This is a genomic window from Paraburkholderia sp. MM5384-R2 (assembly GCF_014201025.1).
Lineage (GTDB): Bacteria > Pseudomonadota > Gammaproteobacteria > Burkholderiales > Burkholderiaceae > Paraburkholderia > Paraburkholderia tuberum.
On record NZ_JACHDI010000003.1, the window covers coordinates 339263 to 351574 of the forward strand.

Consider the following 12312-nt stretch of genomic DNA (forward strand, 5'->3'; position numbering starts at 1 on the left):
GCGCCTCAGCGCAGCGTGTCGATCAGTTTTTCCAGCTTCACCGCGTCCGCGGCGAACGTGCGGATGCCTTCGGAGAGCTTCTCGGTCGCCATCGCTTCGTCGTTGAGGAGGAAGCGGAACGACTTCTCGTCGACCGGCACGCGCTCGATGTCCGCGTCGTGCGATGTCTCCGGCGACAGCTTGCGTTCGACCTTGTCGGTGCTCTCGTGCAGTTTCTGCAGCAGGTCGGGGCTGATCGTCAGCAGATCGCAGCCGGCCAGTTCCAGAATCTGCGAGGTCGTGCGAAAGCTCGCGCCCATCACCTCGGTCTTGTAGCCGAACTTCTTGTAGTACGCGTAGATGCGGCGCACCGACTTGACGCCCGGATCGTTGGCGCCGCCGTCTTTCGCTTCGTCCCACGCGCTGCCGGCGTTCTTCTTGTACCAGTCGTAGATGCGGCCGACGAACGGCGAGATCAGCTGCGCGCCAGCTTCCGCGGCGGCGGCGGCCTGCACGAGCGAAAACAGCAGCGTCATGTTGCAGTGGATGCCTTCCTTCTGCAGCACCTCGGCCGCGCGCACGCCTTCCCACGTCGACGCGAGCTTGATCAGCACGCGGTCGCGCTCGATGCCGTGTTCCTTGTACAGCGCGATCAGCTCGCGGCCTTTCGCGATCGAGCCTTCGACGTCGAACGACAGGCGCGCGTCGACTTCGGTCGACACCCGCCCCGGGATGATCTTCAGGATTTCGGTGCCGAAGGCGATCAGCAACTGGTCGATGATCGCGCCGGGCGGCTTCGACGCATGCGCCTTCACGGTCTTTTCGAGCAGCGGCCGGTAGTCGTCTTTCTGCACGGCCTTCAGAATCAGCGACGGATTGGTGGTCGCATCGCGCGGCTTGTACTGCGCGAGCTGCTGGAAGTCGCCGGTGTCGGCCACCACGGTGGTGTATTGCTTGAGTTGGTCGAGTGCGGTTGTCATGTTCGGGCCTTCAGGGCGCGTGTGCGCCATGGTTCAGGAGAAGTGAGGACGCCGCCGCGCCGGCAGGAGAAATGAGCCGGCGCCGGCGGCCGCGGGTCAAGCCGCAGCGCGTCCCACGATGGCTTGGGAAACGCTGCCGGATACATCTATTCTATGGCGGATCGCCGAGGACGGTATGAACACCGCGTATGGACAGCCGGGCGGGGATATCCGTTCACGCGCGCCGCGCGTTCAGCACGACTTGCGTCACCACGCCGGCGACGAGCCCCCAGAACGCCGAGCCGATCGATAGCAGTGTGAGCCCCGAGGCGGTCACCATGAACGTGACGAGCGCCGCCTCCCGCTGCCTCATATCCTGCATCGCATTGGCGAGCCCGCTCATGATCGAGCCGAACAGCGCGAGTGCCGCGACCGACACGACCAACTCCTTCGGGAACGCCGCGAACAGCGCGGCGATCGTCGCGCCGAACACGCCCGCGAGCAGATAGAAAATGCCGCCCCATACGGCCGCTGTGTAGCGCCTGGCGGAGTTTTCGTGCGCTTCAGGGCCGGTGCAGATCGCCGCCGTGATCGCGGCAAGATTGATGCCGTGAGAACCGAACGGCGCGAGTAGCAGCGACGCGACGCCGGTCGTCGCGATCAGCGGCGCGGACGGGGTCGTATAGCCGTCGGCGCGCAGCACCGCGATGCCCGGCACGTTCTGCGAGGCCATCGCGACCACGAACAGCGGAATGCCGATGCTCACGCAAGCCGCCACCGAAAACGACGGCATCGTCAGCACCGGGTGCGCGAGCGCGACGTGAAAGTGGCTGAAGTCGAGCAGCCCGAGGCCGCCGGCGGCTGCGGTGCCTGCCACGAGCGTGGTCGGAATCGCATAACGCGGCACGAACCGTTTGACGATCAGGTAGGTAAAGAACATCGTCAGCACGAGCGCGGTCTGGTACTGCGCGGCACGGAAAATCTCGATGCCGATCTCGAACAGGATGCCCGCGAGCAGCGCTGCCGCAAGGCCGGACGGAATCCGCTTCATCAGCGCGTCGAACCAGCCGGTGACGCCGACCAGCGTCAGCAGCGCCGCGCAGAAGATAAATGCGCCGATCGCCTGCGCATACTCGACATGCGGCAGCGACGACACCAGCAGCGCCGCGCCCGGCGTCGACCACGCGATCACGATCGGCGCGCGAAAGCGCAGCGACAGGCCGATCGTGCACAGGCCCATGCCGATCGACAGCGCCCAGATCCACGACGAAATCTGCGCGTCGCTCAGATGCGCGGCCTGGCCCGCCTGAAACATCAGCACGAGCGAGCTCGTGTAGCCGGTCATCGCCGCGACGAAGCCCGCGACGATCGTCGACAGCGACGTATCGGCGAGCGGATTGAAGCGCCTGGGCGACGTGGCGGCGGGGGACAGCTGGGGCGACGGGGACGAACTCATGCGAAGGCTTTCTTGTTGTGGAAGTTGAAGCGTCGGGACGTGGATTCTGGAGCGGCGGGCGTTACTTGCTCAGCACCCGCATGGCCGTCTCGAGGCCCGCGAGCGTCAGCGGATACATGCGGTGGCCCAGCACTTCGCGGATCGCGCTGACCGACTGCCGGTACGGCCACAGCGCTTCCGGCTCCGGGTTCAGCCACGCGAAGTGCGGGAAGTGATCGGCGAGCCGGCGCAACCACACCGCGCCGGCCTCGGCGTTGTTGTACTCGACCGAGCCGCCGGGCTGCAACACTTCGTACGGGCTCATCGTCGCGTCGCCGACGAAGATCAGCTTGTAGTCGGGCGTGAACTTGTGCAGCACGTCCCACGTCGGTGCGCGCTCGGCGTGGCGGCGGCGGTTGTGCTTCCACAGGAAGTCGTACACGCAGTTGTGGAAGTAGTAGAACTCGAGGTGCTTGAACTCGGCCTTCGCGGCGGAGAACAGCTCCTCGGTGCGCTTCACGTGATCGTCCATCGAGCCGCCGACGTCGAGCAGCATCAGCACCTTCACGTTGTTGTGCCGCTCGGGCACCATCTTCAGATCGAGCCAGCCGGCGTTCGCGGCGGTGCTGCGGATCGTGTCGGGCAGGTCGAGTTCTTCCGCGGCGCCTTCGCGGGCGAACCGGCGCAACCGTCGCAACGCGACCTTGATGTTGCGCGTGCCGATTTCGACCTGGTCGTCGTAGTCGCGATACGCGCGCGCTTCCCATACCTTGACGGCCGTGCGATTGCCGGCCGCGTCGCCGCCGATGCGCACGCCTTCGGGGTTGTAGCCGCCGTGACCGAACGGCGACGTGCCGCCCGTGCCGATCCACTTGTTGCCGCCCTCGTGGCGCTCTTTCTGCTCGTCGAACAGTTCCTTCAGGCGCTCCATCAGCTTGTCGATGCCGCCCATCGCCTCGATCTGCGCCTTCTCCTCGGGCGACAGATCGCGTTGCAGCTTCTTCTTCAGCCAGTCGGGCGGAATCTCGAACGCGAGCTCCGAGGTCGCCGCGACACCGTTGAAAAAGGCGCCGAACGCCTGGTCGAACTTGTCGAAGTACTGCTCGTCCTTCACGAGCGTGATGCGCGAGAGGTAGTAGAACTCGTCGAGCGACGGCGCGATCACGTTGGCCTTCAGCGCTTCGAGCAGCGTCAGGTATTCCTTCACCGAGACCGGCAGGCGGGCGGCGCGCAGCGAGTAGAAAAAGTCGATCAGCATGCTGGATGTCCTGCGGCGCGGCGCCCGCTCAACGGTTGTTGCGGTTCATGAACAGCAGCCGCTCGAACAGGCTCACGTCCTGTTCGTTCTTCAGCAGCGCGCCGTGCAGGGGCGGCACGATCTGCTTCTGATCGGCCGAGCGCAGTGCTTCGGGCGGAATGTCTTCGGCGAGCAGCAGCTTGAGCCAGTCGAGCAGTTCGGAGGTGGACGGCTTCTTCTTCAGCCCCGCGACGTTGCGCAGCTCGAAGAAGCTCTGCAGCGCCGCGGCGAGCAGATCCTTCTTGATGCCGGGGTAATGCACGTCGACGATCTGCTGCATCGTCGTCGCATCCGGAAACCTGATGTAGTGGAAGAAGCAGCGGCGCAGGAACGCGTCGGGCAACTCCTTCTCGTTGTTCGACGTGATGATCACGAGCGGGCGATGTCTGGCGCGCACCAGCTCGCGCGTCTCGTACACGTAGAACTCCATGCGGTCGAGTTCGCGCAGCAGGTCGTTCGGGAATTCGATGTCGGCTTTGTCGATCTCGTCGATCAGCAGCACGCTCTGCTCGTCCGATTCGAACGCCTGCCACAGCACGCCCTTGACGATGTAGTTGCGGATGTCCTTCACGCGCTCGTCGCCGAGCTGCGAATCGCGCAGACGCGACACCGCGTCGTATTCGTACAGCCCCTGCTGTGCCTTGGTGGTCGACTTGATGTGCCATTGCAAGAGCGGCATGCCGAGCGCGGCGGCGACTTCCTCGGCGAGCATGGTCTTGCCGGTGCCGGGTTCGCCCTTGATCAGCAGCGGACGCTTGAGCGTCATCGCGGCGTTGACCGCGAGCTTGAGGTCGTCGGTGGCGACGTACTGCGATGAGCCTTCGAAACGCATGACGAGATGCTCTTGTGCGGGAAAAAACCCAGTATAAGTCAGAAGGCCTGTTGGCCTGAAACCGCCTCACGTATGGTGTCAGCCGCGCAGTGACGCGGCGGCGGTGCCGCTGTGGCGTCGTTGCGAAGCCGCCGCGGTCATGGCGTGGCGCCCGTCCCGGCGGGCGTTGCGCGGCCCCGTGTCTGGTGGACGTTCGGCGCGGCGGCGCGGTACAATGAGCCCGATTTTTTTGGCCTGCGTGGCTACCCTACAAGAAGAACGGCGCGGACCGCTGCCTTTGTGGGCACCCGTTTCCCCTCAAGCCAGGTTACATCTATGAATAAATTCGTCGGCAAACACGTCGTGATCGCAGCGCTGTCGGTGCTCGCGGGGTATGCGGCCAATGCGCAGGCAGCGGATGTCGTAGGCAATGCCAAGGCGGGCCAGGACAAGGTCGCGATGTGTATCGGCTGCCACGGCATCCCCGAATACCGCACGGCTTATCCAGAGGTTTTCCGCGTGCCGAAGCTTGGTGGCCAGAATCAGGCGTACCTCGAAAACGCGCTGCGCGCCTACAAGAAGGGCGACCGCCATTTCGCCACGATGCATGCGATCGCGGTGACGCTGTCGGATCAGGACATTGCCGATGTCGCCGCGTACTACGCAGCGCAAACTGCCGCTTCGAAAAACAATCCCGACAAGTGATCGGCGTCGGTCACTAGCACATCCAATTCGCGGGATAGGAGATTTCATGATCAAGCCCCAACAGGCACTCCACACGGTATTCAAGGCGGTCGGCGCGGCGGCGGTCATCGGTCTGGCCGCAGCGAACGCAGCACACGCGGCCGACGCCGGCAACGGTAAGGTGCTCGCCGACAGCCACAACTGCGCGGCCTGCCACGGTCCCAACCTGAACAAGCCGGTGAGCCCGGAGTATCCGAAGCTGGCCGGTCAGCACGCCGACTATGTCTTCTGGGCGCTGCGTCAGTACCAGATGGGTACTGGCAATCCACACCTCGGCCGCAACAACGCGATCATGCAGGCACAGGTGCAGAGCCTGTCGCTAGGCGACATGAAGGACATCGCCGCTTACGTCGAATCGCTAAAGGGCGACCTCGTGCAGAAAAAGTAAGCGTCGGGCGCGGATTTCGCGCCGAAGCTTCAAAAGCAAAACACCCCGCCTTGGCGGGGTGTTTTGCTTTGAGGGCGTCGTACCTCGGCGTGCTGGCGTCGTGCCGCGCCGGAGTTTCCAGTCGCCTCAGTCGCGCGTCGCGCGCCGTTCGATGCGCTGCAGATACGCGTCCGTGTCCGGCGGCGTGCCGGTGCGCTGCGCTTCCCAGATGGTTTCGCCGAGGCAGTCCATGATCGCGTGCTGCGCCTCGTGCGTCGAGCCGAGGCGCGCGGCGAGCCGCTCATGCGCGGCTCGAATGCCGGGCGGCTGATCGATCGACAACTGCTCGGAGATCGCCAGGTGCATCGACAGGTGCAGGAACGGATTGGTCTGGCCGCGCTCCGGCGAATAGTCCTGCGCCTGGGCGGCGGGACCATCGGCGAGATCGGCGTGATATTCGGGATGCTCGACGATCCAGTCGGCGGCGATCGCCTCGAGCGGCGTCAAAATCTCGCCCTGGCGCTGTTTGCGCCAGGTGTCGGTGAAAAAGAGGCGAACTTCGTCGCGGCTGGGATTGAACATCGTGGAACCGGTGCGTGGGAGTGGAGGCGCGGAGCGCGACGGTGCGGGTCCGCAGTGCGCGCTGCGCGTAAGGCACTATTTTACGCGGCGGCCGAGTGGGCTGCAGGCGCGCCGCACGGCCTCGGGTTTCGAGCTGGGCCGGCCTTATAGATCGGGTGGCGGGGTCTTCGGCCGGAACTCGCACAGCGGCTCGATCGCGCAATGCCAGCATTCGGGGCGGCGCGCCTTGCACACGTAGCGTCCATGCAGGATCAGCCAGTGGTGCGCATCCTGCCTGAATTCGGCGGGCGTGAATTTTTCGAGTGCCGCTTCGACCGCGCGCACGTCCTTGCCGGGCGCGAGGCCGGTGCGGTTGGCGACGCGGAAAATGTGCGTGTCGACAGCGATGGTCGGATGGCCGAATGCGGTGTTCAGGATCACGTTGGCCGTTTTGCGGCCGACACCGGGCAGCCCTTCGAGTGCCTCGCGATCCTCCGGCACCTCGCCGCCGTACCGGTCGAGCAGAATGCGGCAGGTCGCGATCACGTTCTTCGCCTTCGTGCGATACAGACCGATCGTCCTGATATAGCTCGCGACGCCTTCCTCGCCGAGGTCGAACACCTTCTGCGGCGTGTTCGCGACCGGAAACATCCTGCGCATCGCCTTGTTGACCGACACGTCGGTCGCCTGCGCCGACAACAGCACCGCGATCAGCAGTTCGAACGGCGTCGTGTACTCGAGCTCGGTGGTCGGATGCGGATTGAGGCTCTGAAGCGTTTCGTAGATCGCGCGGCGTTTGTTCGCGTTCATGCGGAGCGGGTCCGTGTGAGTGGGCCGGGTTGCGTCGGCATGGTCAGCGCGCGGTTGGCGGCGAGTTGGACGGCGGATTGGACTCATTTGACTCGTCGGACTGCTGCTCCGAGCCGGGCGTGTCGCCACCGCTTGCAAGACCGAGACGGCGGCGGCGCGCTTCGGCGGCGTCGATCTGTGCCTGCACGTCGGCGCTGACGTTCTCGGTGTTCAGCGGTCCCTCGCCTTTCGCGGCCAAGTCTTCCTTCTTCTTGCGCGCGCGGTCGAGCGCGGCCTGGATGATCGCGCGTTTCTTCGCTTCCGCGTCGTCCGCAATCGGGGCGGCGGGAGCCTCGGACGGCACTGTCGCGCCGCTTGCCGCAACCGCGTCCGGCGCAGCCGGCGGCGCGCTTGCGGCTCGCCGCGCCGCAGCGCGCGCTTCGGCGGCGTCGCGCTCGCGCGCGCGACGGGTCTCGTGGCGGTTATGACGCGCCCGCGCCGCGTCCGCGTGGCTCTGGCTCCATGCATCCCAGCCGGTGGCCTCGCCGGTCACGGGGAGCATCGTGATGCAGTCGACCGGGCAGGGCGGCACGCACAGGTCGCAGCCGGTGCATAACTCGGCGACCACGGTGTGCATCTGTTTCGGTGCGCCAACTATCGCGTCGACCGGACACGCCTGCATGCACAGCGTGCAGCCGATGCATACCTGTTCGTCGATAACCGCCAACGGACGCGGACGTTCGACGCCATTGGCCGAATTGAGCGGAATCACCGGTTTGCCGAGCAGCGCGGCGAGGCGCGCGATGCCCTCGGCGCCGCCGGGCGGGCACTGGTTATAGTTCGCCTCGCCGTTGGCGACGGCTTCGGCATACGGACGGCATGCGGGATAACCGCACTTCGTGCATTGCGTTTGGGGCAGCAGATCTTCGATGCGATCCGCGAGTGTTTTGACGTCTGTCACGGTTGCGGCGCGGGGGTTTGCCGTGCGATCGCACGACCTGAACTAAATAGCACATTATCGCCGATTTCCCGGATTGCCATTCGCAATCCATGTGCCATAATCGAAGCGCTTCATTCGAAAGACCGCAGAAAAGGGTGTGTTTCCCAACCACGACGCGCCCGCTAAACGCCGCCACAAAAAGGCTCGAGGAGAGGCCGGCGGCGCGATCCGGAGAACGCGGCTCACGAAGACGATGCCACCATGAATCAGCCGAAAATCAAAAGAGATCCTGAAGGCACGAGGCGCCGCATCTTGCTCGCGGCGGCGGAAGAGTTTGCAAATGGAGGGCTGTTCGGCGCGCGGGTCGATCAGATCGCTCGCCGCGCGGAAACCAATGAACGAATGCTCTATTACTACTTCGGTAGCAAGGAGCAGCTATTCACCGCGGTACTCGAGCACGCGTTCAGCGCGCTCAACGAAGCGGAACGCACGCTCGAACTCAACGGAATCGCGCCGGTCGAGGCGGTTACGCGTCTCGCGCATTTCGTGTGGGACTACTACCGCGATCATCCCGAGTTGTTGAGGCTCATCAACAACGAGAATCTGCATGAAGCACGCTATATGCAGAAGTCCACGCGCATACGCGAAATGATTTCGCCGATCGTCGCCACGCTCGGCGGCATTCTCGAACGTGGGCAGCGCGCGGGGCTGTTTCGCACGAACATCGACCCGCTGCGCTTTTACGTGACGCTCTCGGGCATGGGCTACTACATCGTGTCGAACCGTTTCACGCTCGAGGCGACGCTCGGCCGCGATTTCAGCAGCGCCGCCGAACGCAGCGAGGTGATTCAGATGAATACCGAACTGCTGCTCGCGTATTTGTTGAGAAAGTAACGGGCAGTGCCGCGGTGATCATGGCCGCGGCAAAAATCAGTATCACGAACAAAGCGCGATAAAAAAGCCAACGGCCTCGAACGGGACCGTTGGCTTTTTATATGCTTATGCAAGTTTGATGCTCAGGCTTCGACTTTTTCTTTCGCCGTTTTTGCTGCCTTGTTGTGCTCGAGAATGAAGTCGCGCAATTGCGGGTAAATGATCGTGCGCCAGCGACGGCCCGAGAAAATGCCGTAGTGGCCGCATTTCTCCGCAGTGAAGTGACGCTTGTTCTTCGCCGGAATGCCGCTGCACAAGTCGTGCGCCGCGTAAGTCTGGCCGTCGCCGGAAATGTCGTCGAGTTCACCTTCGATCGTAAACAGCGCGGTCGTCGTGATGTCCTGCGGCCGCACCGGTTCGCCGTTGACGACCCACGTGCCCTCGGCAAGACGGAACTCCTGGAACACGACGCGGATCGTGTCGAGGTAATAATCGGCATCCATGTCGAGCACCGCGTTGTACTCGTCGTAGAACCGGCGGTGCGCTTCGGCGTCGTCCTCGTCGCCGCGCAGCAGGCTCTGGTAGAAATCCCAGTGCGACGCCGCGTGACGCTCCGGATTCATCGCGACGAAACCGGTGTGCTGCAGGAAGCCGGGATAGACCTTGCGGCCCGCGCCGGGATAGTTCGGCGGCACCGTGAAGATCACGTTGTTCTCGAACCACTCGTACGAGTGTTGCGTGGCCAGCGAATTGACCGAGGTCGGGCTCTTTCGTGCGTCGATCGGGCCGCCCATCATCGTCATCGTGCGCGGCGTGTCCTCGCCGCGGCTCGCCATCAGCGAAATGGCGGCGAGCACCGGCACGGTCGGCTGGCACACCGAGATCACGTGCAGATTCTTCGCGCCGATATGGCGAATGAATTCCTGAATATACGCGATGTAGTCGTTCAGACCGAACCAGCCGGCTTCTAGCGGCACCATGCGCGCGTCGAGCCAGTCGGTGATGTAGACCTTGTGGTCTTGCAGCAACGTGCGCACGGTATCGCGTAGCAGTGTGGCGTGGTGTCCTGACAACGGTGCGCAGACGAGCACGACCGGTTCGTCTTTCAGTTGGCTGACAGCTTCGCTGTCGTCCGCGAAGCGCTTGAAGCGCATCAGACGGCAGAACGGCTTTTCGATGAACGTCTGCTCGACGATCGGAATGTTATGGCCGTCTTTGACAATCTGGTGAATATTGAACTCGGGCTTTTCGTAGTCCTTGCCGAGCCGGTAAAGCAGTTCGTAGCCGGCGGAAAGGCGCGTGGCGCCCGGCACATAGGCTAGCGGACTGGCCGGATTCGCAAATGATTTCGATGCGGCCTGAGCCCAGGCGGTGAGGGGGCTCAACATCGCCCGCTGGAATTCATGAAATTGATAGAGCATGTTTGCTCCGTTTTAAGCGGTTCGCATGGGGCTTCGCAAACACGCGTGAGGCGTTGCGGCGGGCCATTGTGGTTGTAGGCACATTATTGTCGGCCGACAGTCAGATCGATAATATCGAATAAGGCAAATTTGTGCAATGCAACAATATTCGCATTCAGTGTACGCAAATTGTCACTGCGTCATGCTAATGGCGATGCTGCTTCGCCGCTATCAGGGCTTGCCTGAACCTCGAGCTCCATCGCGCGGATGCCGTCATGCGCCGGATGGCCGGTCGCCTGCGCCATCTCCTGCTCGTGCTTCATCAGGTTCAGTCCGGTGTTCACGAGCGCCACGTGGGAGAACGCCTGCGGAAAATTGCCGACGAGACGTTTATCGACCGGGTCGTACTCCTCGGACAGCAGGCCGACGTCGTTGCACAGCGCGAGCAGCCGCTCGTACATCTCGGTTGCTTCCTGCACGCGTCCCTGCAGCGCAAGGTTATCCACCATCCAGAACGAACACGCAAGAAAGGTGCCTTCCCCCGGTGGCAAGCCGTCGTCGTATTCCGTGGTGCGGTAGCGCAGCACGAAGCCGCCGTGCATCAGGTCCCGCTCGATCGCCTCGACCGTGCCCTTGATGCGCGGATCCTGCGGCGGCAGGAAGGCGACCAGCGGCATCAGAAGCACGCTCGCGTCGAGCTGATCGCTGCCGTAGTACTGCGAGAACGCGTTGAGCTGCGGATTCCACGCCTTCTCGCAGACCTCGGCGTGGATCGTGTCGCGCGTCGCGCGCCATTCGTCGAGGGGGCCGTCGAGCTTGAACATTTCGGCCGAGCGGATCGCGCGGTCGAACGCGACCCACGCCATCACCTTCGAGAACGTGAAATGCTCGGGGCCGCCGCGCGTCTCCCAGATGCCTTCGTCGGGTTCGCGCCAGATCGTGCTCAGGTGCTCGAGCAGCGCGCGCTGGACGCTCCACGCGGTGACGTCCGCCTGCAGGCCGCCGACGCGCGCCAGATGCAGCGCGTTCATCACCTCGCCGTAGACGTCGAGCTGACGCTGCCCGACCGCATTGTTGCCGATGCGCACCGGTTTCGCGCCCTCGTAGCCGGGCAGCCAGTCGATTTCGGATTCGGGCAGGCGCCGCTCGCCGCCGATGCCGTACATGATCTGCAACTGGTCCGGCGCGCCCGCCATCACGCGGCCGAGCCAGCTGCGCCAGGCGCGCGCTTCGTCGTAGTAGCCGCCGCGCATCATCGCGAGCAGCGTGATGGTCGCGTCGCGCAGCCAGCAGTAGCGGTAGTCCCAGTTGCGCGTGCCGCCGAGCCGCTCGGGCAGCGACGTGGTGGGCGCCGCGACGATGCCGCCGGTCGGCTCGTAGGCGAGCGCGCGCAGCGTGATCAGCGAGCGGCGGATCGGCCCGGCCCAACGTCCTTCGACGGTGCCGCGCGCCGCCCATTCGAGCCAGTGGTTCTCGGTGCGGGCGAGCGACGTGTGCGGATCGCGCGCGGGCGGAATGCGCAGATGCGACGCCGCGTACGCGAGCGAGAACGGCACGCGCTCGCCCTCGGTTACCGTGAATTCCGCGATGGTCTTCATGTCTTCGCCGTGCAGTTCGACCGGCGTGCGCAGCACCGCGTTGTCGGGGCCGACGATCGCCTTGATGCCGCTGTCGTGCTTGAGCTTGTCGACCCACGGAATCGAGAAGCCGTAGTCGAAGCGCAGCACGAGTTCCATCTTCATGCGCACGGTGCCGCGCTTGCCGACGACGATGCGGATCAGCTCCGACCAGCCGTTGCCGGGCGGCATGAAATCGATTAGCGTGACGGCGCCGTCGGGCGTTTCGAAGTCGGTTTCGAGGATCAGCGTTTCGCCGCGATAGCGCCGCGTGATGGTCGGCGCGCCGTGCTCGCCCTCGGTGGCGGGAGCGATCAGCCAACGGCCGTTGTCGGGCGAGCCGAGCAGCGCGGCGAAGCAGGCGCCCGAGTCGAAGCGCGGCCAGCAGAGCCAGTCGACGGAACCCTCGCGGGAGATGAGCGCGGCGGTATGGCCATCGCCGATGAGTGCGTAGTCTTCGATGTGTGCAGGCATGGAAAGCGTGTCGGAAAACGAGTCGTTATTACGGACGGCCACAGCAGCCGCGCTTCGAGTGGGCGTT

12 protein-coding genes are annotated in these 12312 nt (G+C 64.3%); 3 read left to right on the forward strand and 9 right to left on the reverse strand.

Annotated elements, in window-relative coordinates:
* Positions 1-5 precede the first annotated feature (5 nt).
* The 4 genes from tal to HDG37_RS07655 form a co-directional block, all read right to left on the reverse strand.
* Positions 6-959 carry a transaldolase gene (gene tal / locus HDG37_RS07640; RefSeq protein WP_184045794.1) on the reverse strand — a complete coding sequence of 318 codons (954 nt, stop codon included), beginning with the start codon at positions 957-959 and terminating at the stop codon, positions 6-8.
* Positions 960-1173: 214 nt separating this feature from the next.
* A complete protein-coding gene (locus tag HDG37_RS07645; protein ID WP_184045796.1) occupies positions 1174-2394 on the reverse strand; it encodes a benzoate/H(+) symporter BenE family transporter in 1221 nt (406 codons plus the stop codon).
* 61 nt (positions 2395-2455) lie between these two features.
* Entirely contained in the window at positions 2456-3631 is a 1176-nt protein-coding gene (locus HDG37_RS07650) for a VWA domain-containing protein (RefSeq protein ID WP_184045798.1), read from the reverse strand.
* 28 nt (positions 3632-3659) lie between these two features.
* A complete protein-coding gene (locus HDG37_RS07655) occupies positions 3660-4502 on the reverse strand; it encodes a MoxR family ATPase (RefSeq protein WP_090803635.1) in 843 nt (280 codons plus the stop codon).
* 315 nt (positions 4503-4817) lie between these two features.
* On the opposite strand from HDG37_RS07655, the gene HDG37_RS07660 reads away from it, so the two are divergent.
* Together HDG37_RS07660 and HDG37_RS07665 are read left to right on the forward strand one after the other, a co-directional pair.
* Positions 4818-5186, forward strand: a complete 369-nt coding sequence (locus HDG37_RS07660; RefSeq protein WP_184045800.1) for a c-type cytochrome — start codon at positions 4818-4820, stop codon at positions 5184-5186.
* A 46-nt stretch (positions 5187-5232) separates the two neighbouring features.
* Positions 5233-5613, forward strand: a complete 381-nt coding sequence (locus tag HDG37_RS07665) for a c-type cytochrome (RefSeq protein WP_184009617.1) — start codon at positions 5233-5235, stop codon at positions 5611-5613.
* 126 nt (positions 5614-5739) lie between these two features.
* Here HDG37_RS07665 and HDG37_RS07670 read toward each other — a convergent pair whose 3' ends face one another.
* The 3 genes from HDG37_RS07670 to rsxB all read right to left on the reverse strand — a co-directional run bounded on the left by HDG37_RS07670 (position 5740) and on the right by rsxB (position 7903).
* Entirely contained in the window at positions 5740-6174 is a 435-nt protein-coding gene (locus HDG37_RS07670) for a DUF1841 family protein (protein ID WP_018419890.1), read from the reverse strand.
* 144 nt (positions 6175-6318) lie between these two features.
* Entirely contained in the window at positions 6319-6963 is a 645-nt protein-coding gene (gene nth, locus HDG37_RS07675; RefSeq protein WP_184021540.1) for an endonuclease III, read from the reverse strand.
* A 43-nt stretch (positions 6964-7006) separates the two neighbouring features.
* Complete coding sequence (gene rsxB / locus HDG37_RS07680) at positions 7007-7903, reverse strand: electron transport complex subunit RsxB (protein WP_184045802.1); 897 nt, start codon at positions 7901-7903, stop codon at positions 7007-7009.
* Positions 7904-8143: 240 nt separating this feature from the next.
* On the opposite strand from rsxB, the gene HDG37_RS07685 reads away from it, so the two are divergent.
* A complete protein-coding gene (locus tag HDG37_RS07685; RefSeq protein ID WP_013088849.1) occupies positions 8144-8776 on the forward strand; it encodes a TetR family transcriptional regulator in 633 nt (210 codons plus the stop codon).
* Between the two features lie 122 nt (positions 8777-8898).
* Here HDG37_RS07685 and HDG37_RS07690 read toward each other — a convergent pair whose 3' ends face one another.
* Together HDG37_RS07690 and HDG37_RS07695 are read right to left on the reverse strand one after the other, a co-directional pair.
* Positions 8899-10176, reverse strand: a complete 1278-nt coding sequence (locus HDG37_RS07690) for a polyhydroxyalkanoate depolymerase (protein WP_090803645.1) — start codon at positions 10174-10176, stop codon at positions 8899-8901.
* Between the two features lie 179 nt (positions 10177-10355).
* Positions 10356-12245: a glycoside hydrolase family 15 protein gene (locus tag HDG37_RS07695; protein ID WP_184045804.1), complete on the reverse strand. Its 1890-nt coding sequence runs from the start codon at positions 12243-12245 to the stop codon at positions 10356-10358.
* Positions 12246-12312 lie beyond the last annotated feature (67 nt).